At 52.3% G+C, this 22,611-nt stretch carries 26 protein-coding genes; 16 read left to right on the top strand and 10 right to left on the bottom strand.

Annotation, left to right across the window (positions count from 1 at the left end):
- Positions 1 to 2 precede the first annotated feature (2 nt).
- Both ACR0AW_RS16200 and ACR0AW_RS16195 read right to left on the bottom strand, forming a co-directional pair.
- A complete protein-coding gene (locus ACR0AW_RS16200; protein ID WP_170733676.1) occupies positions 3 to 668 on the bottom strand; it encodes a malonic semialdehyde reductase in 666 nt (221 codons plus the stop codon).
- A complete protein-coding gene (locus ACR0AW_RS16195; RefSeq protein WP_170733675.1) occupies positions 665 to 1,549 on the bottom strand; it encodes a fumarylacetoacetate hydrolase family protein in 885 nt (294 codons plus the stop codon). The genes ACR0AW_RS16200 and ACR0AW_RS16195 overlap by 4 nt, the downstream gene beginning before the upstream one ends.
- A gap of 84 nt (positions 1,550 to 1,633) precedes the next feature.
- Between ACR0AW_RS16195 and ACR0AW_RS16190 the strand changes: the two genes are divergently transcribed.
- The 5 genes from ACR0AW_RS16190 to ACR0AW_RS16170 all read left to right on the top strand — a co-directional run bounded on the left by ACR0AW_RS16190 (position 1,634) and on the right by ACR0AW_RS16170 (position 3,466).
- Complete coding sequence (locus tag ACR0AW_RS16190) at positions 1,634 to 2,020, top strand: YciI family protein (protein WP_170625007.1); 387 nt, start codon at positions 1,634 to 1,636, stop codon at positions 2,018 to 2,020.
- 51 nt (positions 2,021 to 2,071) lie between these two features.
- A complete protein-coding gene (locus ACR0AW_RS16185) occupies positions 2,072 to 2,728 on the top strand; it encodes a GntR family transcriptional regulator (protein WP_255611858.1) in 657 nt (218 codons plus the stop codon).
- A gap of 148 nt (positions 2,729 to 2,876) precedes the next feature.
- Positions 2,877 to 3,080, top strand: coding sequence for a hypothetical protein (locus ACR0AW_RS16180; RefSeq protein ID WP_170733642.1), 204 nt, complete (start codon positions 2,877 to 2,879; stop codon positions 3,078 to 3,080).
- Positions 3,065 to 3,232 carry a malonyl-CoA decarboxylase N-terminal domain-containing protein gene (locus ACR0AW_RS16175; RefSeq protein WP_170733674.1) on the top strand — a complete coding sequence of 56 codons (168 nt, stop codon included), beginning with the start codon at positions 3,065 to 3,067 and terminating at the stop codon, positions 3,230 to 3,232. Before ACR0AW_RS16180 ends, ACR0AW_RS16175 begins: the two co-directional genes overlap by 16 nt.
- Positions 3,233 to 3,286: 54 nt before the next feature.
- The gene (locus tag ACR0AW_RS16170; RefSeq protein WP_170733752.1) at positions 3,287 to 3,466 is read left to right on the top strand and encodes a malonyl-CoA decarboxylase domain-containing protein; all 180 of its coding nucleotides are present in this window, start codon (positions 3,287 to 3,289) and stop codon (positions 3,464 to 3,466) included.
- Between the two features lie 123 nt (positions 3,467 to 3,589).
- Here ACR0AW_RS16170 and ACR0AW_RS16165 read toward each other — a convergent pair whose 3' ends face one another.
- Positions 3,590 to 3,976 (bottom strand): ectoine synthase, encoded by a 387-nt coding sequence (locus ACR0AW_RS16165; RefSeq protein WP_170733673.1) that lies wholly within the window; start codon positions 3,974 to 3,976, stop codon positions 3,590 to 3,592.
- A gap of 11 nt (positions 3,977 to 3,987) precedes the next feature.
- The gene (locus ACR0AW_RS16160) at positions 3,988 to 4,713 is read right to left on the bottom strand and encodes an SDR family oxidoreductase (RefSeq protein ID WP_480444244.1); all 726 of its coding nucleotides are present in this window, start codon (positions 4,711 to 4,713) and stop codon (positions 3,988 to 3,990) included.
- Between the two features lie 136 nt (positions 4,714 to 4,849).
- Here ACR0AW_RS16160 and ACR0AW_RS16155 point away from each other — a divergent pair, with 136 nt between their 5' ends.
- Positions 4,850 to 5,728, top strand: coding sequence for a LysR substrate-binding domain-containing protein (locus ACR0AW_RS16155; RefSeq protein WP_170733672.1), 879 nt, complete (start codon positions 4,850 to 4,852; stop codon positions 5,726 to 5,728).
- 331 nt (positions 5,729 to 6,059) lie between these two features.
- Here the strand turns inward: ACR0AW_RS16155 and ACR0AW_RS16150 are convergent, their stop codons facing one another.
- Positions 6,060 to 6,446, bottom strand: coding sequence for an excinuclease ABC subunit A (locus ACR0AW_RS16150; RefSeq protein WP_255612012.1), 387 nt, complete (start codon positions 6,444 to 6,446; stop codon positions 6,060 to 6,062).
- Between the two features lie 329 nt (positions 6,447 to 6,775).
- On the opposite strand from ACR0AW_RS16150, the gene ACR0AW_RS16145 reads away from it, so the two are divergent.
- The gene (locus tag ACR0AW_RS16145; RefSeq protein ID WP_170395992.1) at positions 6,776 to 6,964 is read left to right on the top strand and encodes a hypothetical protein; all 189 of its coding nucleotides are present in this window, start codon (positions 6,776 to 6,778) and stop codon (positions 6,962 to 6,964) included.
- A gap of 253 nt (positions 6,965 to 7,217) precedes the next feature.
- On the opposite strand, the gene ACR0AW_RS16140 is transcribed toward ACR0AW_RS16145, so the two are convergent.
- Positions 7,218 to 7,781, bottom strand: a complete 564-nt coding sequence (locus ACR0AW_RS16140) for a coiled-coil domain-containing protein (protein WP_170566463.1) — start codon at positions 7,779 to 7,781, stop codon at positions 7,218 to 7,220.
- A 31-nt stretch (positions 7,782 to 7,812) separates the two neighbouring features.
- Here ACR0AW_RS16140 and ACR0AW_RS16135 point away from each other — a divergent pair, with 31 nt between their 5' ends.
- The 4 genes from ACR0AW_RS16135 to ACR0AW_RS16120 all read left to right on the top strand — a co-directional run bounded on the left by ACR0AW_RS16135 (position 7,813) and on the right by ACR0AW_RS16120 (position 11,187).
- Positions 7,813 to 8,388: a hypothetical protein gene (locus tag ACR0AW_RS16135; protein WP_170733671.1), complete on the top strand. Its 576-nt coding sequence runs from the start codon at positions 7,813 to 7,815 to the stop codon at positions 8,386 to 8,388.
- Between the two features lie 134 nt (positions 8,389 to 8,522).
- A complete protein-coding gene (locus ACR0AW_RS16130) occupies positions 8,523 to 9,161 on the top strand; it encodes a PepSY domain-containing protein (protein ID WP_480439385.1) in 639 nt (212 codons plus the stop codon).
- A gap of 38 nt (positions 9,162 to 9,199) precedes the next feature.
- Positions 9,200 to 9,859 carry a response regulator transcription factor gene (locus ACR0AW_RS16125; protein WP_170395997.1) on the top strand — a complete coding sequence of 220 codons (660 nt, stop codon included), beginning with the start codon at positions 9,200 to 9,202 and terminating at the stop codon, positions 9,857 to 9,859.
- A 320-nt stretch (positions 9,860 to 10,179) separates the two neighbouring features.
- Positions 10,180 to 11,187, top strand: coding sequence for a sensor histidine kinase (locus tag ACR0AW_RS16120; protein ID WP_170733670.1), 1,008 nt, complete (start codon positions 10,180 to 10,182; stop codon positions 11,185 to 11,187).
- 1,422 nt (positions 11,188 to 12,609) lie between these two features.
- On the opposite strand, the gene ACR0AW_RS16115 is transcribed toward ACR0AW_RS16120, so the two are convergent.
- Genes ACR0AW_RS16115 through ACR0AW_RS16105 form a run of 3 tightly spaced genes read right to left on the bottom strand, consistent with a single transcriptional unit; the run spans position 12,610 to position 14,464 of the window.
- Entirely contained in the window at positions 12,610 to 12,930 is a 321-nt protein-coding gene (locus ACR0AW_RS16115) for an ATP-binding protein (protein WP_170636310.1), read from the bottom strand.
- A gap of 17 nt (positions 12,931 to 12,947) precedes the next feature.
- On the bottom strand, positions 12,948 to 13,217 hold the full coding sequence (locus ACR0AW_RS16110; RefSeq protein WP_170733669.1) for an HlyU family transcriptional regulator: 270 nt from the start codon (positions 13,215 to 13,217) through the stop codon (positions 12,948 to 12,950).
- A 47-nt stretch (positions 13,218 to 13,264) separates the two neighbouring features.
- Entirely contained in the window at positions 13,265 to 14,464 is a 1,200-nt protein-coding gene (locus ACR0AW_RS16105) for an ROK family transcriptional regulator (RefSeq protein ID WP_170402926.1), read from the bottom strand.
- 186 nt (positions 14,465 to 14,650) lie between these two features.
- On the opposite strand from ACR0AW_RS16105, the gene ACR0AW_RS16100 reads away from it, so the two are divergent.
- From ACR0AW_RS16100 to ACR0AW_RS16080, 5 genes are all read left to right on the top strand, one after another.
- Positions 14,651 to 15,670 (top strand): sugar ABC transporter substrate-binding protein, encoded by a 1,020-nt coding sequence (locus ACR0AW_RS16100; RefSeq protein ID WP_170392952.1) that lies wholly within the window; start codon positions 14,651 to 14,653, stop codon positions 15,668 to 15,670.
- A gap of 117 nt (positions 15,671 to 15,787) precedes the next feature.
- Positions 15,788 to 16,858: an ABC transporter permease gene (locus tag ACR0AW_RS16095; protein WP_170392953.1), complete on the top strand. Its 1,071-nt coding sequence runs from the start codon at positions 15,788 to 15,790 to the stop codon at positions 16,856 to 16,858.
- Positions 16,858 to 17,640, top strand: a complete 783-nt coding sequence (locus ACR0AW_RS16090) for an ATP-binding cassette domain-containing protein (RefSeq protein ID WP_170402609.1) — start codon at positions 16,858 to 16,860, stop codon at positions 17,638 to 17,640. The genes ACR0AW_RS16095 and ACR0AW_RS16090 overlap by 1 nt, the downstream gene beginning before the upstream one ends.
- Complete coding sequence (locus ACR0AW_RS16085; RefSeq protein WP_480444231.1) at positions 17,637 to 18,308, top strand: nucleoside/nucleotide kinase family protein; 672 nt, start codon at positions 17,637 to 17,639, stop codon at positions 18,306 to 18,308. Before ACR0AW_RS16090 ends, ACR0AW_RS16085 begins: the two co-directional genes overlap by 4 nt.
- Before the next feature lie 722 nt (positions 18,309 to 19,030).
- The gene (locus ACR0AW_RS16080) at positions 19,031 to 19,360 is read left to right on the top strand and encodes a hypothetical protein (RefSeq protein ID WP_170733668.1); all 330 of its coding nucleotides are present in this window, start codon (positions 19,031 to 19,033) and stop codon (positions 19,358 to 19,360) included.
- Between the two features lie 217 nt (positions 19,361 to 19,577).
- On the opposite strand, the gene ACR0AW_RS16075 is transcribed toward ACR0AW_RS16080, so the two are convergent.
- Positions 19,578 to 22,226 (bottom strand): AsmA family protein, encoded by a 2,649-nt coding sequence (locus tag ACR0AW_RS16075; protein ID WP_170733667.1) that lies wholly within the window; start codon positions 22,224 to 22,226, stop codon positions 19,578 to 19,580.
- Positions 22,227 to 22,611 lie beyond the last annotated feature (385 nt).

Below are 22,611 nucleotides of genomic sequence, written 5' to 3'. Positions count from 1 at the left end.
CCTCATGCATAAGAGCAAACCTTTTCGAATGAGAAGCGAGGCAGCTTGTGAAACAATCCTGTTTCGTCTGCGTAGCCCAGATTGCAAAGAAAGTTCGACTTGAGCGTCGTGCCCGCGAAGAATTCCTCGTCGACGATCTTGTTTGAAAAGCCAGACATGGCGCCGACGTCCAACCCAACCGCACGCGCGGCGATCATGAAGTAAGCGCCCTGAAGCGTTCCATTGCGAAACGCTGTATCGGCTACATATTCGGGATTATTTTCGAAAAGTGGCCGTCGATCTTCGTGCGGGAAAAGAAAAGGTAATTCCTTCCAGAAGTCCATGTCATAAGCAATGATCGCAGTGACCGGCGCATCCATCATCTTTGGCACGTTCTTCGGCTTTAACGACTTAGCTAGGCGCTCTTTTCCTTCCGCACTTTTAACGAAAACGAAGCGGGCGGGCAGCGTGTTCATGCTGGTCGCGCCGTTGATCGTGATGTCATAGATCTCTTCAAGCAATTCGTTAGAAACAGCCTTGTCGGTCCAGGCGTAATGAGATCTGGATTCGCGGAGGATCAGAGCAATTGCGTCGTCTGAAAGACGTGGAATGCGCTCGCGCAGATCGCGATGATCTTGCTGCGCCTTTGCGCGAAGTGCCTCCAGCTCTGCCCCGGTTGGTGCGCTCATGCTGCGGCCACCTTAGTCTCGGCGTCCTTTTCGTCGATGACGGGGCTGGCGCATATGCCGATGCCCTCAATCTCGACCTCGACGGTTTCACCCGGCTTCAACCAACGTGGATTGGGCTTTTTGGCGTGACCAACACCCGGCGGCGTACCCAACGCAATCAGATCACCGGGTTCGAGAGTGGTATATTCCGAGATCGTGGCGATGACCTGACGAACCCCCCAGATCATGTTGGCGGTGTTCGAGCTTTGCAGGATTTCGTCCCCCACTCGGCTTTCGATTTTCAGGCCGGATGCTCCCTCCGGCAAGTCTTCCGGCGTTACAGTGAAAGGGCCGATCGCGCCTGTGTCATCGAAGTTTTTGCCGGGCGTCCATTGAACGGTTTTACGCTGATAATCCCGCAGCGACCCGTCGTTAAACACGGTGTAGCCGAAGACATAATCCAATGCGTCCTCTTCCGAGATATGACGGCCGCGTTTTCCAACGATCAGCATAAGCTCGGCTTCGTAGTCGAGTTTCTCGGAACAGGTAGGCCGCACCATAGGTTGCCCTGCCGCCATGATCGAATTCTTCCCACGCATAAACAGCGTCGGATACTCCGGGATATCATACCCGCCTTCCTTGATGTGGTCCGTGTAGTTCAACCCCATGCAAATGATCGTTCCGGGAGCGGCAACGGGCAATGCCGGAGTGATGGAAGACACGGGCACACTGTCTGCCGCGTCAATTTTGGGGGCAAGTGAGTCGGCCAGTTCAGGCTTGGCTATCAAACCCATCAAATCCGAACCGATTGCAGGATGCAAAGCCGTTAGATTCACTGCATTTTCGCCGTTTACAGCAAAAACCGCTGTGCCATCCAAAGTCTCTCCCACCAGGTATTTCATTTTCACCATCCATGTCAGTTCACTTGATTTTTGCCGACTATTTTGCAATATGTCAAATAATATCGATATTTTTGGAGGACGCAAATGGTTGCCTGGGCGAACTACAAATCAGAAGCAAAAAGCCGTGGTGCACTTGCTTTGGAACTCTACGTAGTACTCAGCACACCTGCCAAAAAACCCGAAGATGTAAAGGCGACACTTCCTGACCACCTGGCCTATCAAGCACAGCTTGAACGCGCGGGACAGCTGGCTTTTGCAGGGCCAATGTCGGATGAGACTGGTGAGCACATGCAGGGGATGGGCCTGATTATCTATCGTGCTGACAGTCTTGAGGCTGCCCGAAAACTGGCCGAGGACGATCCGATGCACCAAAGCGGTGCGCGCGAATTTGAACTTCGGCGCTGGATGATCAACGAAGGCTCGCTGAGCCTTTCAGTTGGCCTATCGACTGGAACGAGTGCCCTCAGTTAAGAGCAATCAAAAGTTTTGCCGCGAACAAAGGAACGGTCGGATATGGACGCCATGCTTGATACTGAGGGCAAAGAGACATCAGCCACGCATGGCGCGTATCGAAGGCTGCGCGACATGATATTGACCGGAGAATTACCTCCGGGACAAAAACTCAAGATCGAGCAGCTTCGGGGGCTTTTGGACACCGGCGCTAGTCCGGTTCGCGAAGCGCTTAGCCTTTTGACATCGGACATGTTGGTCGAGCGGATTGATCAGCGCGGATTTCGGGCAGCACCGGTCAGCAAGTGTAACTTCGAAGAAATACTTCTGTTGCGATGCAACCTTGAGGAAACCGCGTTGCGCGCCTCTATCACCAACGCGGATGAGGCCTGGGAAGATCGGCTTGTTTTACGTCACCACCATATGAAAAAGGCCGGCCAGAACGGCGCGCGTGACTTTGAAGACGCTCACAAGGAGTTTCATATGGCCTTGTTGGACAATTCGAATCTGCCGTTGCTGATGCGGTATTGCTCGCAGCTTTACGACCTGAACATTCGCTATCGCTATCTGGCGGCTGGCGGTTCGAGCTACAAGAAGCGGGACATTGCCGCTGAGCACCAGCAAATCTTGGACGCCGCACTGAACCACGACGCGGACAGCGCAACTCGTCACCTGGTTGATCACTATCGTCGAACAGGCGAATACCTTAGTAGCCAGATGGAGCCCTGAAATGCAGCGGAATTAGTTTCTAGGTGACCTATTAAACCAACTGCTAGACCGTCCTGACAAAACGTGAGGTAAGGATGATAAACGATCCATTGCCTAGTTATGTGAGGCGCTTCTGTCCGCAGACGGTGAAGTATCAGGTTTCACGATGGTGTCTACGATTCTTGATCGCTTCCAAACCCTGGATGATGCGGAGAAACTAAACTTATTTGCCTGTTTGAAGGGCTATCTAGAGCTAGACGCCGATCAGCTTTTCCAAACGGCGCGCCGCTACGACACTGATCGAAGTGTGAGTCTTTATAAAGGCTTAGTGAAGTTTCAGGGCCAAGGCGGCAAGAGTTGTTGCGACGGTTGAACCAGCCGTCTGGTGCGACGCAGGAACTTGTGGCCATGCACGTCGACATGCTGCGCTTTCTCCAATCCAACCCGGAACTCAAGCGAACAGATATTTATTTCGTCCATTTGTTGCGCAACCGATTCAATTGGGGCTTCTTTGTCCTAAAGTAAATCAGCCGGGATAGCCCCACCCGTTTTCTTTACAAAATCATCACCTATGAGGCGATGCACGAGATCAACGATCTGGACGATTTGGGGCGAATGCGCTATCAGTCAGATTGTCGTTATTTTGCGGCCTTTCATCCTGCGTTCTCGGATGCGCAACTGATATTCGTTGAGATCGCTCTTACTGCTGTTATCCCAGATACGATTGACACGCTTCTATCAACGCTGCTGCGACACTAACCACGGCCAAGAAAGGCAGCAATGTAATGTTAGCCGGTTTACCGTTCTGTTTTTACTGCTTGTTGCCGCTTTCAATTACGCCCTTGCGACCGGATTTTGTTTTTCTGCTAATAGCTGCCCCGGTTAGGTTCCCGGGCCGTAGCTTCCGTCTTCGCGGTGCACTTCACGCCCGCTGAGCGGTGGAGTGAAGACACAGACAAGCCTCAGATCGGCCTTTGTGGCTTGCACCACATGCCTGTCATGTTGATCCAACGCGTAAAGGGTGAATGGCACAAGGGCATGCCAGGTTTCAACGTCGGCTGCTCTGATTCTGCCCTTACCCTCGATACAATAGCACGCCTCCAGATGATGGGTGTATTCAAGCTCCAACTCTGCACCATGGTTGATGAGTGTGTCAGTGAGCGTGAACTCCATACCATCTGAGGCCAGAAGCAGCCGTCTGCTGTTCCAGCCCGGGCCAAAGACGTCCCGCTCTGTTCCAAGAATATCTTTGAGTGCTCTGACAATCATTTCACTGTTCTCTATCGGACCGCGCGGTTCATGCCTCCGTCAGATAGTATGCTCTGGCCGTTGATATAGCGAGCTCCTTCGCTGGCGAGAAACACGCACGCCTGTCCGATTTCCTCAAAAGTTGCCGCACGCTGTGCTGGGATTTCCCGGCGAGCCTGTTCGGACAGGTTCACGTTCTCGCAGAACCCCGGCAGCAGGTTGTTCATGCGAATGTTGTGCCGTGCATATCGGTCCCCGTAGAGCTTTGAGAAACTATGCAATGCTCCACGCAGCATGCTCATGGGATAGGGCGCACGTGGCTCGATTGTGTTCATGGATGAGATATTAACGAATGCACCACCGCCTTGTTCGATCAGAATGGGCGTGACGATACGGGCGATCTTGACGACATTTAGCACATACATGTCCAGACTTTCGTGCCATAACTCGTCGCTGAGTTCCAAAAGCGGTCCGTCAAAGTCAGGATCGAAGCCAACGGTTTTGATGGCCTCAGGCACGGATCCGCCATGCCCCATGTTACTGACAATGGCATCAATCCGGCCGTACTCGCGCATCGTGTCGTCAACCAACGCCTGCAGATCATCCGCATCAAGAACCGAGCCTCGACGGCCAATGCCGCCAAGCTCTTCCGCCAACGCTAACGAACGATTGGACGGGGACATTAAAGAGAGTTTGTAGCCGGCTTTAGCCATTTCAACGGCGCACCCTCGACCGATGCCTTGCCCCGTACCTGTCATGAGCGCAACTTTGAAAGCTGACATGTGACCTTCGTCCAAATAAACCCGTGAGATTTCTTAGAGTCACCCCGCTATAACTCTTTGTAACCAATAAATCCTATCGATTTTATTTGATAAGCCTGTTAGTTTTTCTCACATGTCGAAAAGCCTTAGACATCTTCGCGCCCTTCAGGCCTTTGACGAGACCGCGGCACATTCCAGCCTGACCAAGGCAGCGGGCGTGTTGAACGTAACGCACGGGGCGATCAGCCGGCAGATCAAATTGCTGGAGCAGCATCTTGGCGTAACGCTCTTCCACCGCCACCCCAATGGCGTAAATCTTACCGACGCCGGAGAACGCCTGCATCAATCAACGCGTGGAGCGTTTTCTGCGTTGCAGATGGGCGTGACAGAGGTGAGACGCATTCATCAACGCCAGTCGATCACAGTGTCTTTGTCGACGTCTCTGGCCCTGAAGTGGCTTGTGCCATTGCTGAGTTTGTTTCAGCAAGAGCACCCGGAAATTGCGCTATTGCTGGATACAAATGATACCTTTGCAGATTTCGACAGGTCCGATGTCGACGTTGCGATAAGGTTTGGAGAACCCGGTTGGGACGGGCTCTATCATGAGCAAATCAGACAAGAGGAATTGATCGTCGTCGCTGCACCAACGCTCGTCGAAAAATCACAGCTTCCGATGCGCGCCGAGGATGTGGCAAACTTCCCATTGTTGCATGACAACTTCAACGCAGGTTGGGACAGTTGGATCATACAAGTTGGGCTGGACGCGGATCACATTAAGGCGCGGAACATCAATTTTGTGGACAGCGCCGTCCTTCTAGAAGCGGCGATCGACGGCCAAGGCGTCGCCTTGGCGAGACACCTCTTGGCGGAGAGAGACCTTAAGCTTGGCCGGCTAATTCGCTTGGACGAAAGCCGCGTTCCATTGAACCGGGGCCTCTACTTAGTCTGTCGCCCAGGAGATCAAGATCGGGTCGCAGTAAGAGCCTTCAAGAATTGGCTGATGTCTATTTAGAGCTTGGGCTATTTTGATGGCAGCAAAAACGGTCCCTGGTTCGTGTGTCACACATAACCATTTTGCAACTCATCTAATGTGCCCAACAGATTTGTAGTCGATGTACTGTCCAATAAACCGCAAACATCTCTGAACGGATGTATTGCGAAGCGATCTCTAGTTGAATGATCAGCTTCCTTGCGGACCAAACGAAACACTACTTCAATAGCCAGATAGCAGTAATTGATCCTTCACGCGAAGAATGTCTGTTTCTACCCCCTACACCTTTGACTGCCGCAATCCAACCGAATGGCGGCAAACAGAGATGCAAGTCAGTGAACGATAACATCTATCAATTCAGAATGTCGGCGATTGCCCCTATCAGGTTCAGCACTTCATGTGTTTCACGGTTTACTTCGTAAACATAATCTCCGGCACGCACGTAATATCCGTTGCGCCGTAGTCCCCAACGGCTGGGATCATCAATGCGGACATACCCATCATAGATGTAATCGCCACGTCGATATTTCTTTGCCTGTCCAGGCGGTACGCACGGGATTGCCTTTTTTGCCAAGCCCGGCGGACAATGTCCGGATTTGGATTTCACATGGATCGGCGAGGTAGCGCCGGTTCCGCTAACGTGCCCCGTGCTAAGGCTCCACAAGCTGACACTGGCGTTCGCAAATGACGCGCCTTGCACGGTCAGTGCCACCGCCAGAATCCCAACAATCTTTTTCATTCCCAGCGCCTTTTTCAGCTTCTTAGCTTAGATATGATCTTGAATGGGCCTTGGCGAGTTCATAAGCGAAGAGTTGCTTTCCGATGCAGCAGTTTGTTCACGAGCTGAAATCATCGGCTGCGATTGTCATCGCAAATTCAACTAAAGCATCAAAACGGGATGTTCTTCCTCCATCTGGTCGCCCGCCTATTCGTTTGTCTTTATTTCGCGAACAACATTAACTGAACGTGAACAATGTATTCTCAGAGTGTTCAAACAGTCTCAGGCATAGTGACGGTGTTAGATCATACGGGACGTTGTTCCGTTTGATCGCTGACAAGGGGAAACGCATGATCAAGTCTGCCTTTGTGACTGAAGAGTCCAGCACAACAGCTGTGATGCAAACCTCCGGCAAAATCGCCGGAGAACGTTTGTCAACCACGACCAAATCGAGCAGTGGTCGCTTCCCTCCTATCGAAAATGCATTAACACAGATCGTCAAAAACAAGCGGCTTTCCGAGGCACATAACAACGTCTGAAGGCAGTTCAGCAGACCCCCACACAATTCCCGGTATTCGTCCTAGATATTGGAATTGAAAACTAAATCCCGCTCCAGTTATGGGGCGGGGTTTCTTTCTTATGCCTTTGGGAAAAAGGGCGTAGCCCTTGATTTGCAAAAGTATCCGGCCAGCCGCTACCCATCCTGTGAAGCCTTTGGCTGACCCGGGCTTTAGTACTTCCGTGAGTGGTCAGTACTGAGGGTTGATTGACGCAGAGAGCCGTTGTCTTTCGTTACAGACCCAACAGCGCCTTTACCTCATGTTCAACGGCGTCGGTCACGGGTTTGTTGGCGGCGGCTTCCAGGGCTTCCCGTTCGGTCAATTCCTGTTCCTCGACCTGGTCAGCCAGTTCTTGCACCTGTTCAGTCGCTTCTTCGTATTCGACGGCAGCCTGACGTTCATCGTTCAGCTCCTGCGCTGCTTCGATCGAAGAGTCCAAATCAGCGCGGGCTTCATCCAATTGCTCCTCAATCTCTGGGTCCGTTCCGCCTGCGTCTTCCAGCGCTTGTTCGAGATCCTCGACGCGTTCCTGGTTTTCCTGGACTTCACCCAACGCGGCTTCCAGGTCTTCTTCAATCTCAGGAACAGTCCGCTCCGGCGGCTCCAAGCCAGCGAGCTCTTCCAATTGTTCCTCAAGCTCTTCGCGCAAGGGTTCTCCGGCCAACACAGTATCTCGATAATTGGCAATTCGGCCTACGCGGGAATTGGGCGCTGCATTTTCTAATGCAGTTGCGCTGGCGTTGGCGGCATTGAGCGCCCCTAACTCAGACGGGTGGGCACCAAGAAGTGCCGCCATCTTGTTCCCCTTTTCCCTGACCGCTGGGCGAATGGACTCTTCGACAATTACTGTTTTCGAAGGCTTCTTGTACGTCCTGGGCTTTTGTTTGCTACCGCTGGTGGTCGAGCGTTTTCCAGATGTGGCAACCGTTCTCGACTTGCCTTTGCCGCTAAAGATATCCTTCAAGGAAAAACGACCGCCCTTGCCCAAAGCAGAGCGCGAAGATTTTGTCTTGGATTTCCCGGTGTTTCGGCCACCAAAACTTTTGTCGGCACCTTTCTTTCCGCCTTTGTTACCGGCGAAACTGTGGTCATCACGATCTCCGCTGGCGGAGTTCCCCTTGCCACCGCTATTGCCTTTTCCGCCGCCGTTGCCTCCACCGTTTCCTTTATCGCCGCCTTTGCCGTTGCCTGGACCGTTACCCTTTCCACCGCCATTGCCTTTGCCCTCCTTTGCAAATGCAATATCCGGCACCGCAACGGTGGCTACGATGGCTGTAGATCCCAACAACGCGATTGCCAGGGTCGATGCTTTTAGCAGTCTCAAACTGGTGATTTTCATATCGACCTCCTCGGTGGAAATCAGCGGGTATCAGTTTTCTGAAACAACTCGCTATGTTCAATAGTCTCGATTCACGCACGAATCCCCAATGCTTCTTGCCATTTAACTTGAGGGTGCTTGAACGCAGGGCTAACTGCTTGTTCATCATCGGTTCATGTCGAAAGACGTAGTCTCTAGCCGCGAAATACGAGGACTTTCATGCGCGCGAAGGTGATCTTGGTGGTAGCAAGCCTGATTGTTGCTTTGCCTTTTGGGGAAGCGGCTGCCCAGACACGCGAGCTCAAGCAAGGTGAACTGCGCAAAGCGACCCTGACCGGGGACACCATTCGTTTGAAACGGGTTATCAAAGGTGTCGAAAAAGCCTATGGCGGGACTCCAGTCGATGCGCGCGCGTTTCAGGCTGATCAAATTTACTATCGTATTCTAGTCAAAAAGCCCGATGGAAAAATTGTCAGTGTCATTGTGAATGCACAGACCGGTACAGTCGTTTCCAATCGATCCAGTGTTGGGCGTCAAATATCGAAAGCAGCCCGTTCGAACCCCGCCAACGCCAACAACAGCCGCGACACCAACAGCAATCGTGGAGCTTCTGCGAGCCGTGGAAACAACGGCAAAAGCAGTGGCAATAGCAATGCTGGTGGAAACGGCGGTGGCAATGGCAACGGCGGTGGCAATGGCAATGGTGGCGGCAACGGCGGCGGCAATGGAGGTGGAAATGGTGGTGGAAACGGAGGAGGTAATAGCGGTGGTAACGGCAGCGGCAATGGTGGCGGAAACAGCGGTGGAAACGGCGGCGGCAACTCTGGCGGGAACGGCAAGGGCAACGGTAAAAAATAGGGCTTAAACCAAAGCAGTTGTGACTGTAGTTTTTGAATATGAGAGTACTTCTGGCCGAAGATGAACCGCAGCTATGCGAGCAGATTAAGAAACTTCTTAGCGCAGAAGGCCGCGTGGTAGATGTGGCCAAGAATGGTACTGACGCCCTGCACCTGGGTGCGACCGAACCTTACGACATGATCATCCTCGACATCGGGTTGCCGGAACGCGACGGTATTTCTGTCCTGCGCGAATGGCGCAGCGCGGGCGTCAAGACACCCGTGTTGATCCTCACCGCCCGCGATGGGTGGAGCGAGCGCGTGGATGGTCTTGATGCAGGTGCTGATGACTATATGACCAAGCCATTTCACATGCCCGAGCTGGCCGCTCGTGTACGGGCCATCCTGCGCCGACAAAGCGGTCAGTTAAACCCGGTTATCGAAATGGGGGACGTTATGCTCGATACACGAAACGGTCGCGTCAGCGTGGGCGGCATTCCTGTTGATCTGACGGCGCAAGAGATCGCAGTTCTGACATACCTTGCCCACAACATCGGACGCATGGTGTCACGTACCGAGTTGTCAGAGCATATCTATGAATATGACGGTGACAGGGATTCGAACACCATTGCCGTCTTCATAACCCGGCTGCGAAAGAAACTGGGCTCTGACCTTATTACAACGGTCAGAGGACGCGGCTATATGATCGATACGGCCTGATGTTATCGCTGCGCCAACGCGCTTTGCTTGGCGGCCTTGCGACAGGCGCGCTTTCTGTCGGCGTCGGAACGTTGATTGTGTTTTCGTACATCAACACACGTGTTCTGGAACAATTCGACCAGACGCTACGTGACCGGCACACCCAACTCGTTGTCGGTTTGAGCGCAACGACGCATAACCCTGAGGCACTGCGCGAACTGATATTCGATCCAGCCTATGGAACGCCGTATTCAGGCAGATACTGGCAGGTTACCGATGGAAACGGGGCTACATTCACATCAGCCTCGCTCTTTGACGAGACAATTTCCGAACCTGTACGTGTGAGCGAAGAGGCAATCGTTTGGAACACCACAGGTCCGGAAAGCGAAGCCGTTCGTAGCGCATATCAGAGAATCACATTCGAAGACGGAACCGAGTGGGGCGTAACTGTCGCCGAAAGCAGGCGAGAGCTGATAAGCGAACGCAGAGCCGCGCAAAACAACTTGCTACCGGTTTTTGGATTGGTTGGTTTGATTGGAGTTGCCGGCTCGTTGTTGTTGATGTCAGCAATTATCGGCCCCCTCAGGAAGTTGCGTGCAGATGTGGCGCATCGCTGGGACAAGGGAGATGACTTGATTCCTGAAGATTACCCAGAAGAGGTTTCGCCGCTTGTTGAGGACCTAAATAAATTGTTGCACAGGAATCGTGAAATTGTGTCTGGTTCTCGACGACAAGCTGCGGATCTGGCACATGCGCTCAAAACACCGACGGCAATTCTCAGAAATGAACTGGCGACTTTGTCGGACGCGGGTGCAGATATCGAACCTGCAGATGACGCGTTAAATCGAATTGATGCTCAGCTAAAGCGCTCACTTGCGCGTATGCGTGCGTCGAACACCGCAGAACTTACGCATTCACGAACTGACCTTACCAATTCCGTCAACAGGTTATCCAGACTGTTTTCGGTCATGGCAGAACGCGAAGGAAAATCTCTGACGACAGATTGCGAGGATGGGATTCAGGTTCGAATGGATACTCAGGACATCGAAGAGGTGATTGGAAACCTTCTCGACAACGCGCTCAAGTGGTGTCGGACAACAATTCACATCGCCGCAAAGCGTGTAGAGGGCGGCATTGAGATTTGCATTGAGGATGACGGACAAGGAATTCCGGAGGATGCACTTGACGGAGTAGTTCGATCCGGAGGTCGGTTGGATACCTCTGTCAGCGGCACAGGATTGGGTTTGGCAATCTGTGTTGATCTGATGAACGCTTACGGCGGCAAACTAAAACTGGAGAAATCAGAGGACCTTGGCGGCTTGGCCTGCCGAGTACTTATATCAAGCTAAAGGTGGCTGCATCTGGTTAGAAATAGTCGTTGATCGCAAGCAATCAAAAGACGACATTCGCCCGCAAAGTATCGATCGCTCAAGATCCAATCCATTGTCAGCTTTGAATTATCTCTGCACCTCTGCTGGTAGCGGGGCTATGGTAGTCCCAACGTCGATATTGCACGAATTGCGGTTGTGGCTGCACGGCATCAAAATTGCCTAGTTTCGCAAGCGCTGAGCGATTTGACCACATCGAAGGGAAGCGCGAATGTCTCTAGGGATGTTAAGTGAAGCGATCTTTGTTTGAGTACCTGACATGCTGTCACATACCCTCGTCAATGGCGGTTTGGGTCTCAGCATATTCCTTAACGAAGTACCCCAGCAATTTAGGCTGGTTTGGACCCTACTAGTTACTATTTAGCTCGCCCAGCCGCTCCTGTTTTGGGCCAGCGGGATTTGGACGAGCCAAACGCCTCTGGCCGTAAGGGACAAGGCTCTGCCTTCCCCACGGGCCCCCCTATTAGACAATACTGTGTCCACGGCTATGCCTGCGGGCCGCACTTCCCCTGTCGAATAGCATAGCCTCGCCCTCTCCCTCGTTCGCCACGTGGCAGATCAGCGGGAACAGGCAGCTTCGCTGTCTGATCTGCAAATCAGACCTGATCCTCCAAAAGGAAAGCCAGATCACACGTAACTCTCTGCTGGAGTATTAACATGGGGAACTTGGGTCAGTTTAAAACGCGAAGGTCAATATCAGTTAATGTCCAACATCTGGGGTGCCTTCCGATATCGAACGCTCACTTCGTTTCTGGTCCAACTGAGACGGTAGGGTCAGGTTGGTGCGACGTTCACCAGGAATTTGGGGCGACACATAGTTTTTGCCATTCGGCGACACGCAAACCATTGAATTTGAGGCATTCGATCTTTTTTTGGGCGCACTGGTTTTGCCTTTTGCAACTCAAAGGTTTTTCATCACAATCAGAGCAGCCCGATATTCCGGTCCGCACGGTCCTCAGGCAGTTCGCCAACCATATCAAGACCGAACAAACCGATTTAATTCGGTTCGGGTACTCGATGTCAATCGCTGGGACGTTTCCAATACGCTGAACCTGAAGAACACTCGATCAATCGAGGCCCGACGACCAGCGGGCCAGAGAAGGTGCTGTCAAAGCCATTATCAGGATCAAGTCGTACAACGTCAGATCCGACTCAGCTCGTTTCAGCAGTTCGTCCTTCTTCTTGAGCCAATTATGGTCCACTAATTGATCCACACCACCGCGCCGAATTACCCGATTACATCAAAGCGGGACATCCCTCGCCCTGTCAGCACCTTAAATTAACGCTGTTTCGAGACAATTTCGCCCGGCCTCGATCGTTTGACTACCTTCTATGGCCCCATGTTTCATAAGTACCAAGTTAGCTTCGCTCACTTATTATGTGTCACCACGCAACTTCGAATTGAATTGAGACAGTCAACCCAGTTGAGTTATTTGTAGTCGATAAGAGCGATGAATGATGATATGCGATAGCTTTCAACAGCGCCAATCCCAAACCATTCCCAACACTGTTCCGTTCACTTTCTAGTTTATCGAATGGAATAAAAAGCTTACCCAGTGTGTTTTCGGGAACGCCAGGACCATCGCCAACAACCGAGAGCGTAATGGTGCTTTCTTCTTGCTCAACAATCAGGACAGTTTTGGACTGTTCTGGACAATGACCGTTTGAGTTCTGCAAAAGGTTTGTGCAGAGCTGTTTCAGCATCCCTTCATTGCCTTCGGTTAACCGAAAATACACTCGCCTTGCTCGTCGATCACCTGTTTCGCCTTGGTGATGCTAAAGCTCTCGGCCTGATCCCGGCTTTCGAAGACATCCGCCCGGATCAGCGCATAGGCCTTACGATCTCCGTTGATGTTTTTTTCGATACGGGCCGATAGGCGATACTTTCCGCCCTCGGCAATCAAAACGGGGAAGATGTCGAACCCTTTGTACGAGACCGGTTGCATCTCCGACTTTTCACCGCCACCAAAGAGTTTTGAGAAGATTGACATTATGCGGTCCCTTTCTACTTAGGAAATTTAACCCCTATGAGTTTCGACTACATCCCAGAAAGCCCAGCATTAGTGTTCAATAGAAACTGGCGGAAAATCGGGCTGCTTGCCGCCCCAATCCCGCGGGCGTTTTCTCCGACAGCCGCAGCTTCTACAACCGGAGGAATCAAACCGCGTTTATCTTGGTTGACTAGGTAACGACGAACTCGTGAGACCAACTCCTCCCGTATTTCAGATGGGAATGCGCCGTCGATAAAAATTGCCTCAAAGTCGATGACCGCGCAAATAGACAGCGCAGCTTTGGCCAGTTCCTGCGCGGTGGTACCGATCCATGGTTCGACATAGCGAGAAATGCTGCTCCAGTCCTGCGGCTTTTTCCACAAAATTCCCGGATCAACACCCGCTTCTATCAACCTGTCCTCGAGCAGGAACAGCGATGCAGTGTCAATCAGTTGCTGGCTTTCACCCAAAGGACCCGTCGTTCGCATGGCACCCAAGGCACCGGCATTGCCTTGGTTGCCCTCAAATACGGTGCCATTCAATGCAACGCCTCCGCCAATCATTGAGCCTATGAAGAAATAAAAATAGTCTCGATACTCAGCCCCGCGGCCATAGAGGTGCTCCGCGTGACACGCGGCAGTAGCATCATTGACCACAAAGACCGGCAGTTCGCTGAACTTGGCCACCTCGGAAAAGAAGTTCACGTTTCTCCAGGACCTGAATTTCTGAGCCGCAAGCCCAGAAAGGTCGTGCCACTTCCACAGCTCGAACGGTGTTCCGATTCCAATCCCGCATACACGGTCCCGAAGTTTCTGGGGTTCATTGGCCAGAAGCTCTTCCAATCCTACCTCCAGAAACCCGAACACTGCTTCGGGTAGCGGGTAGTCATAAGTCGTCGAGAGCTGTTGGCGTGGCTTACCGGTGAAGTCGATCAAAAGAAGATCGGCGCTGCGGCGACCGATCTTCATTCCCACCGACAGAATGCCTTCGGGATTGAGCTCCATGGGGATCGAAGGTTTCCCAACTTTGCCCTTCAACGGCGTCCCACGTTTGAGAATCTCGTCCTTTTCGAGCTTACGCAGAATGATCGACACGGTCTGGGGTGACAGGCCCGTCAGCCGCGCGACGTCCGCCCCGGCAGCAGGTCCATGCCGTTGTAAAACCGTCAGAATGAGGCGTTCGTTATGATCACGAACACCGCTTTGGCTTACCCCGCCGGTTAGTATTTTCAACGCCTCTCTTTCCATAACCTTAAACATAAACACCTTGTTTTCTTATGAAAAGATACGTGGGCAAATTAATAAATAAACTTTATTTATTTATTGACACAGAGGCTAGAATCACGGTTTCTTGAACGGGACCTTCATTGGAGGATGGAGGCCCGCCTTGTCGCTATTCCGCGCGGGGCCACAACAATTTTCTGGGAGGACAACATGAGAAATCTACTCAAGCTCGCCGCATCCGCGACTGCGCTGACTTTGGCCGCTGCATCCGCGCAAGCGGCTGGTGAAACCGTCTGCCTGATTACCAAGACCGACACCAACCCCTTTTTCGTTAAGATGAAGGAAGGCGCAACCGCCAAGGCAGAAGAGCTGGGCATGACGCTCAAGGCGTTTGCCGGCAAGGTCGATGGCGACCATGAAACTCAGGTTCAGGCTATCGAGACATGTATTCTCGATGGCGCAAAAGGCATTCTGCTGACGGCATCCGACACCAGCTCGATCGTTCCTGCGGTTAAACAGGCGCGAGATGCAGGCGTTCTGGTCATTGCGCTGGATACGCCGCTGAGCCCGATTGACTCGGCGGATGCGACATTCGCGACGGACAACTACAAGGCCGGCCTTCTGATCGGTCAATGGGCCAAGGCCAAAATGGGCGACGCCGCAGCCGATGCCAAGATCGCGACGCTGGATCTGAACGTCAGTCAGCCGACAGTAGACGTTCTGCGCAATCAGGGTTTCCTCGACGGGTTCGGCGTGGACCTGGCGGACCCGAATGTCATCGGTGACGAAACCGATGCGCGTCTGGTTGGCAGTGACGTGACCGACGGCAATGAAGAAGGCGGGCGCCGCGCGATGGAAAACCTTCTGGCTAAGGATTCATCCATCAACGTTGTTCACACGATCAACGAACCGGCTGCTGCGGGCGCATATGAGGCGCTGAAATCCATCGGGCGTGAAAACGACGTACTGATCGTTTCGGTTGACGGGGGGTGCCCCGGCGTCCAAAACGTCGAAGCCGGTGTGATCGGGGCGACAAGCCAACAGTACCCGCTGTTGATGGCGTCGCTTGGCGTTGAGGCCGTGAAAAAATGGGCCGAAGAGGGCGTGAAGCCCGAAAACACACCCGGCAAAGACTTCTATGACACGGGTGTGGCACTCATCACCGACCAGCCGGTTGATGGGGTCGAGTCGCTGTCTGTCGCAGAAGGCCTGGATCTCTGCTGGGGCTAAAGGCAGCCCTACAAGGTGAGGCGCGCCGCAGCGCCTCATCAATCCTTTCACCAGCAAACCTAAACTTCCTGTAAACTGATTTCGTGGACGCAATGCCAGCCACGAAAAGGGGGAGAGATGTCTGAAGCAAACCAAAACGCCCAGGAATTCGAAACCGCCGCCAACGCGTCAGAAACCGTAGCGGAATTTGAAGATCACCGGCGTGGTGTTCTGGGGAAGTTGCAGCATCTTCTCCATGTCAACCCTTCCTTTGTGCCGTTGATCGTTCTGGTCGGCGCCATCGTAATTTTCGGCCTGCTGCTGGGGTCCAAATTCTTCTCACCCTTTGCGATGACGCTGATCCTGCAGCAGGTTCAGATCGTGGGCATCGTGGCCGCAGCGCAAAGCCTTGTCATTCTGACCGCCGGCATCGACTTGAGCGTCGGTGCGATCATGGTGTTTTCATCCGTCATCATGGGTCAGTTCACCTTCCGCTACGGTATCCCCGTGCCCATTGCTGTGATGTGCGGGCTGGCAATGGGAACGCTGATCGGGGCTCTTAATGGCTGGCTGGTCAGTCGCGTAAAGCTGCCGCCCTTTATTGTCACGCTCGGCATGTGGCAGATCGTTCTGGCGACAAACTTCCTGTATTCCGCAAACGAAACAATTCGCAGCCAGGATATCGAGGCCAACGCCCCGTTCCTGCAATTCTTTGGCACCAAATTCAGCATCGGTGGCGCGACCTTTACGGTCGGCGTGATATTCATGCTCGTACTGATTTTCGTGTTGGCTTACGCGCTCAAACACACGGCCTGGGGCCGGCATGTCTATGCAGTGGGGGATGACCCTGAGGCGGCTGAACTATCCGGTGTGAACGTGCACAGAACGCTGATGTCAGTTTATATGTTATCCGGTTTGATCTGTGCCTTTGCGGGCTGGGCCTTGATCGGGCGCATCGGGTCGGTTTCACCTACATCCGGTCAATTAGCCAATATCGAAAGCATCACCGCGGTTGTGATCGGGGGCATCTCTTTGTTTGGCGGGCGGGGATCCATCCTGGGATCGCTGTTTGGCGCGCTGATTGTTGGCGTGTTCACTTTGGGGCTTAGGCTTCTGGGCGCAGACGCACAATGGACCTTCTTACTTATCGGACTTCTCATTATCGCTGCGGTTGCCGTCGACCAGTGGATTAGAAAGGTATCGGGCTAATGTCAGACTCAACTCCAGTCGTCCAAGGCCGCGGGATCGTAAAGCGCTATGGCCACGTTACCGCCATCGACCATTCCGACTTTGAACTGCGCCAGGGGGAAATCCTGGCAGTGATCGGAGATAACGGCGCGGGCAAATCATCCATCGTGAAGGCGATCTGCGGCGCCACAATCCCGGATGAAGGCGAGATTCTGATCGAGGGCAAAAAGGTTAACTTCACCTCTCCGATCGATGCGCGGAATATGGGGATTGAGATTGTCTATCAGCAGCTCGCCATGTCTCCTGCCCTTTCGATTGCGGACAACATGTTCATGGGGCGCGAAATCCGCAAGCAGGGGTTCATGGGTAAATACATGCGTAAGCTTGACCGTCCAGCGATGGAGAAGTTTGCCCGTGAAAAACTGACCGAGCTTGGGCTGATGACTGTACAGTCGATCAATCAGGCGGTTGAGACTCTCTCTGGTGGCCAACGCCAAGGTGTTGCCGTTGCTCGTGCCGCTGCCTTTGCAACCAAGTTTATCATCATGGACGAACCGACGGCTGCTTTGGGCGTCAAGGAAAGCCGCAAGGTGCTTGAACTGATCCAGGACGTGCGTGCGCGTGGCATTCCGATCATCCTGATCAGCCACAACATGCCTCATGTTTTTGAGGTTGCCGACCGCATTCATGTGCATCGGTTGGGTAAAAGGCTCTGCACAATTGATCCCAAGGATTACACGATGTCCGATGCAGTCGCCTTCATGACCGGTGCCAAAGAACCCCCAAAAGAGGACGCAGCGTGATCGAGCAGGACGTACAGCGCGTTTGCGACCTGATCTCCTCCCGGCGGCAAGTTGGAGTCCGGACGATTATCGCAATCGCCGGCCCCCCCGCATCCGGAAAGTCGACCTTAGCGGAAGCCGTTGTGCAATCGCTGAACACACAACAGAGCTCGGCGGTTCCGTCAGCCACACTTGTACCAATGGATGGTTACCATTTGGACAACCGCGTGCTGGAAACGCGTGGATTGCTGGCGAGAAAAGGCGCGCCAGAGACTTTCGACGGGGTCGGGTTTTGCGCTGCAATCAGAGAGCTTCAAGTTACGCGCCACGAGTGCTTTCATCCCAAATTCGATCGCACAATGGACCTAGCTATTGCCAACGCCATTGCGGTTCACCCGGCAACTCCGGTCGTCGTCGTTGAGGGTAACTATCTTCTGATGGACAGCGACCCATGGAGAAACCTGACGGATGTTTATGCCGCGACGGTTTTTATCAGCCCAACTTTGGAAGAGCTTGAAAACAGGCTGCAACACCGCTGGATCAGCCATGGCTTTGACCCGGTCACGGCATTGAAACGTGCAAAAGCGAACGATCTGCCAAATGCAGAACTCGTCATCAGCACTAGTCGAAATGCCGACCTAAGATTAAACCAGAACTGCACCGAATTCGGGACGCGCCACGCGTTCTGAATTTACGCCCTGGACCCCGCCATCCGTCGATGCAGCGCCTCTAAGCGAATTCACGTGCAACCAATATTAGCTCACACACGATGAGGAAAACCATGAAATTTTTCGTGGATACTGCAGAAGTAAGCAACATCAAAGATCTGTTAGACTTGGGGCTGATTGACGGCGTCACCACCTGCTGTTGGAAAGCAGGCCGGAGCGCACGGTCGTAATCCCGGCGCATGATAAAACGAATTGATACCTACGCCTGGGCTCTGATTCGGGGTTTTGAATTCGTCATTGTGGATGACGGCAGTACAGATGGAACATTTGCCGATGCGATGGTATTTGCACTTGACCACCCAATGCCTTAATCACCAGGTCTGTTGTGGCCACCAAGCAGACCTTCGTTTCGAGTGCGGCACCTATCATCACCAATGGCAGCAACGCGCGGTTCGGAACCTGCTGCACGAGCAAAACTGTTGGTGCTGGCGAGGGCCCGCTCAGAGCTCAGATAAACGATTGGGATGCCCGCGGAGCGCAACTGGTTAGAGCCTAACGTAAGCTGCTAGTCGCCAAATTTCATCGCGACAGGGGTGCCCATCGAAAGCTTCGCAAAGGGCTTTGCGAACCATTTCTTGAGCAACCTCCAATTCGAAGCATGAGAAACTATGCTTCTTGCATCCGTTCCATCCTGTTAATTGACCTCCCAATTGTGTTGGGGAGATTTCTAAAATTTATTCTAAATGAAAATGATAGAAAGTAGCGGTAGCGTTATTCTCGCTTTGTTTCTTACCCACTCGAAGCAAACAGCCATGGATCTCCCGATCCTTAAGCGTGGTACAGAAGCGGATGTTGGGGTGGCGTCGGTTTGCCTCGCCCGCATCCGCGTTCGCCACGTGGTAGATCAGCAGGATCAGGCGCCCTCGGCGACTGAACTGCAAATTAGCCCAGATTTTCCCATAAGGAACTCAGGATCGATGAAATCGGGCGAGGTGATGGATGATGGAAGTGAGGCGAAAATGGCAAGTTTATGTCGCTGGTGGCAGAGCTATGTGTCGCTCACGCTTAACTAAGCTATTGATTTTACTTTAGCTGCCATTTCAATAGTGCACACGTTTTTCCATTTGCGTCTCACAGTCCTTACATCATGTCGGCTGAACTCTAAGAGAGTTTCCATTCAACTAAAGTGTGGAATACATCGAGAGAAAACCCAAAGCAAAGATCGCATCCTGAAAGCGATGTCATTCTTTTTGAACTTTATTTGTGTTCTTTTGTCGACTGCCTTCGCCACTACTGCAGTTGTAAAATATCCGGAACGCAGAGTTTTCTTTTTGCCGGCATTTTGTCCGCACCATCCGATCGTTTCAGTCGCTTGGGACCGTCTTTTACCTTGATCTTCGGCTTTTCTAGTGGGCCCTTCAAGGTCACGGGCCAGGGGCTCTTTGAAAGCGGTTCGCCAATCTTGCGGGGCTGCAGATTTAGGTCCAAAACCTTCCCCGCCACATTAACACCGCCAAAGACGACGACTTGGACATGATCTGTTTCCAATGTGGTTTGTTTCGTCGAAATACTTCCATTGGAAATACTAATCGGTGCACGCAAACATATGATCGGAGCAACCTTTTGTTTCTCTTTGGTAAACACCCAAGGTAGTATCCCTAGCCCTGCCAGATCCAAAAGCTGGGTCTCGATCGAGCCGTCACGCATTGAGACCGTGGCATTGCCGTTCATGCTGTTGGCAAAATGCTTAGGTGAATCGGTTCCGCCGGTCACCGAAAAATCTGCATAGATGGTACCGCTTGCGCCCTTTTTGAAGTTCAGGTTGTGAAGAATTTCATCCAGCTGCCAGCCGCCTGCTGTGCCGGTCAGCGTGAGCAGATGCGCGTCGTTCGATAGATCCATTTGTCCGCTGACATCGAAATGAGCACCTCCGTATTCAAAATTCAAAGGTCCGGCCTTGAGTTCATTTTCGTTGAGCGTCAGTTCACTCTGCAAACTGCTGATGCCTTTGGCACCCTCTATGTGCCGAAGGTCAACGTCGACATCCATATCCATACCGGACAAGAGAATTGAACGCCCAATAGGTTTAAGTGTTACGTCTCTTAGAGGACTAGTGTCGCCGGATTCCTCAATGACGTCTTCCTCGTCGGGCTCTGGACCGCCTATTTTCCTCAATTGTGCAGCGGCCTGAACGATGGTTCGGATCTGATCTATCTTTATCAAGTCACTCTCTATGGAACCCTGTAGTACAGGATCACTCGTTGCATCATCAAGATCGGCCATAATTTGCAGGACAGAGTCGGCAACCTTGACTTTGGCATTCGCATCCCAATCGGTTCCTTCGCTGGCAAGGCCAATTTCAAAGATAGCCTGTCCAGTTTCCACCCGTTCAAGCGATAGGGCTTCTAACAGGTCCGCTCCGGAGGGGACTTCTACTTGAATTGCCAAATCCAGGTTCTCGAATTTGAGCACATTTTTTACAGAGCCATGCACCTCAAGGTTCCAAAGTTCCGTTTTGCTTGTCTGGCCACCCAAATTTGTCAGCGAAAGCTGATTGATGTCGCCGTTCAAATGAAAGTTACCAGAAAATCGACCAAGTTGATCATCCGGTCCCAGAAGCTCTGATGAGATCAAGCTGCTTGCGGGTATATCCATTAACCCGTCGGCCGATATGCCTTGTAATTGCAACGCGTCTTCGACCGAACCGTCCAAAATGATAAATGGATCAGCAGGGTTCCCAATTCTCAAATTGATGTTTCCAACACTCAAGGCGCCTTCGGGTGTTCTGGAAAGCTCGGAAAACTTAATCGGGGGCGGCCCTTCACCAGAGGTATCCAATGTGAACCCGTTGGTTTCAATGACCATTTGCCGCTGCGGGACCTGCCCGGGTACGCTATCGATAACCATGTCAACTGCTATTAGTTTTAGATCATACCGCGACGCGGCTGGGGCGGGTTCAGCATCTTCAGGGTACAACCGAATGCGGGTTGTCAGGGATACGTCTTCTGGGTTTCCCAACTCTCCGATTTGTCCCGTCAGCGAAAGGCTTTGCCCACCATCCAATTCAGTCAATACAGCTAGGTCATCAATCCGGGCTACGCCGTCGATTGATTTGAATGTTGCACTAATGCTTCCTGAACCCTCCAGAACGCGGTTGAGCTTCAGGATATCAAGAAGCTGACCAAGTTCGGCAACCTCTATGGTCGTATTCACTTGTAGCCCGTTCTCTTGAGGGACTTCTTCGGCGGCAATCGCAATCTGTTCGAAGTTCACCGCGACCTGAAACGGGTCGTCCGCGGGAATGCTCGCGTTCAGATCAAACTTCTCTCCATTTAGTGAACCAGCCCCAACCGCGGTCACAACGTCGGTTTCTGTATCACGCTTTAAATTCAGCTCAGGAAGCTGCAGATCCAGACCAAGCCCGTTTAGATCGTTCTGGTAAAGAACGGTGACATCGGTCAGGTCAATTTCGTGGTCCGTTAGAATTCCAGCCACAGACAGGTTTGCAGGTTTGGCCGGATCCCCGGCTTTAGCGCCCGTTTGGGAAGTGGACTGCCAGTTTCCGACACCGTCTTTGTCCGTGAGCAAGTTGAGGTGAACACCCGAGATAGAAAGCTTACTCAGCGACAATTTGCTGTTCCAAAGGTCGCGGGCGGAAATTTTGAACTCAAGTTTGTCGATTGCTGCCAGGTTCGCTTCGGTCTTGATCGCGCCGGGTAGTACTAATCCCGCTGCGGATACCTGCAGTTGCCGACCAAAGCCTAGACGCACTTCATCTTCTATTAACACGTCCTGACCAAGTTTCTTCGAGATCAGGTTTTCAACAAAAGTGGTTCTGAAAGAAGAAAACAACGCAGAGGACAGGAAAAGCCATGCCACAACAACCGCGACGAACGCGACAGCGCAACAAACCATTACACCTCTTGTGATGAACCGCACGCTTTTCTCCTAAGGTTCTGATTCCTTTCTTGGGCAGACTAGACCATTAAAGCATCATGTTAATGGAATATGTGGCTTCTTATTTTGCTGAACCCTAAATGACCTTGACCATTTAGCCGACTTCTCTTGCGGAATTGGTCGGGCGGCCAAGAAACGGTTAAAGGACTAAATTTAGGATGTGCTGCTGATCCAGTTTCAAAATAACTGGCTTGAAACGCGTTTAACGTTTCATAAACGAGCACATTGCATTAGCTTTGACGACTGCGCCTGGACGCCCCAATTAAACTAGACGCGGTTAAAATGCTTCAATTTCCCACATCCATCTAATTACTGTTATATGTGAATTCTTCAAACGACGGGGACACAATGAATTCGCTAACTAGAA

The sequence above is a fragment of the Ruegeria sp. C5 genome, from assembly GCF_056537605.1.
Note: the sequence above shows the minus strand (reverse complement) of the source record. Positions and strands in the feature narration are given on the sequence as shown.

Excerpts from the sequence above, each read along its gene's own strand:
- ACR0AW_RS16100 (WP_170392952.1), top strand. The coding sequence starts at position 14,651 with ATGAGAAATCTACTCAAGCTCGCCGCATCCGCGACTGCGCTGACTTTG.
- ACR0AW_RS16170 (WP_170733752.1), top strand. The coding sequence starts at position 3,287 with ATGCACGAGATCAACGATCTGGACGATTTGGGGCGAATGCGCTATCAG.
- ACR0AW_RS16200 (WP_170733676.1), bottom strand. The coding sequence starts at position 668 with ATGAGCGCACCAACCGGGGCAGAGCTGGAGGCACTTCGCGCAAAGGCG.
- ACR0AW_RS16140 (WP_170566463.1), bottom strand. The coding sequence starts at position 7,781 with ATGGCGGCACTTCTTGGTGCCCACCCGTCTGAGTTAGGGGCGCTCAAT.
- ACR0AW_RS16080 (WP_170733668.1), top strand. The coding sequence starts at position 19,031 with ATGAAAATGATAGAAAGTAGCGGTAGCGTTATTCTCGCTTTGTTTCTT.
- ACR0AW_RS16135 (WP_170733671.1), top strand. The coding sequence starts at position 7,813 with ATGGACTCTTCGACAATTACTGTTTTCGAAGGCTTCTTGTACGTCCTG.
- ACR0AW_RS16105 (WP_170402926.1), bottom strand. The coding sequence starts at position 14,464 with ATGGAAAGAGAGGCGTTGAAAATACTAACCGGCGGGGTAAGCCAAAGC.
- ACR0AW_RS16155 (WP_170733672.1), top strand. The coding sequence starts at position 4,850 with ATGTCGAAAAGCCTTAGACATCTTCGCGCCCTTCAGGCCTTTGACGAG.
- ACR0AW_RS16145 (WP_170395992.1), top strand. The coding sequence starts at position 6,776 with ATGATCAAGTCTGCCTTTGTGACTGAAGAGTCCAGCACAACAGCTGTG.
- ACR0AW_RS16185 (WP_255611858.1), top strand. The coding sequence starts at position 2,072 with ATGCTTGATACTGAGGGCAAAGAGACATCAGCCACGCATGGCGCGTAT.
- ACR0AW_RS16110 (WP_170733669.1), bottom strand. The coding sequence starts at position 13,217 with ATGTCAATCTTCTCAAAACTCTTTGGTGGCGGTGAAAAGTCGGAGATG.
- ACR0AW_RS16095 (WP_170392953.1), top strand. The coding sequence starts at position 15,788 with ATGTCTGAAGCAAACCAAAACGCCCAGGAATTCGAAACCGCCGCCAAC.
- ACR0AW_RS16150 (WP_255612012.1), bottom strand. The coding sequence starts at position 6,446 with ATGAAAAAGATTGTTGGGATTCTGGCGGTGGCACTGACCGTGCAAGGC.
- ACR0AW_RS16090 (WP_170402609.1), top strand. The coding sequence starts at position 16,858 with ATGTCAGACTCAACTCCAGTCGTCCAAGGCCGCGGGATCGTAAAGCGC.
- ACR0AW_RS16165 (WP_170733673.1), bottom strand. The coding sequence starts at position 3,976 with ATGATTGTCAGAGCACTCAAAGATATTCTTGGAACAGAGCGGGACGTC.
- ACR0AW_RS16125 (WP_170395997.1), top strand. The coding sequence starts at position 9,200 with ATGAGAGTACTTCTGGCCGAAGATGAACCGCAGCTATGCGAGCAGATT.
- ACR0AW_RS16130 (WP_480439385.1), top strand. The coding sequence starts at position 8,523 with ATGCGCGCGAAGGTGATCTTGGTGGTAGCAAGCCTGATTGTTGCTTTG.
- ACR0AW_RS16115 (WP_170636310.1), bottom strand. The coding sequence starts at position 12,930 with ATGCTGAAACAGCTCTGCACAAACCTTTTGCAGAACTCAAACGGTCAT.
- ACR0AW_RS16160 (WP_480444244.1), bottom strand. The coding sequence starts at position 4,713 with ATGACAGGTACGGGGCAAGGCATCGGTCGAGGGTGCGCCGTTGAAATG.
- ACR0AW_RS16190 (WP_170625007.1), top strand. The coding sequence starts at position 1,634 with ATGGTTGCCTGGGCGAACTACAAATCAGAAGCAAAAAGCCGTGGTGCA.
- ACR0AW_RS16195 (WP_170733675.1), bottom strand. The coding sequence starts at position 1,549 with ATGAAATACCTGGTGGGAGAGACTTTGGATGGCACAGCGGTTTTTGCT.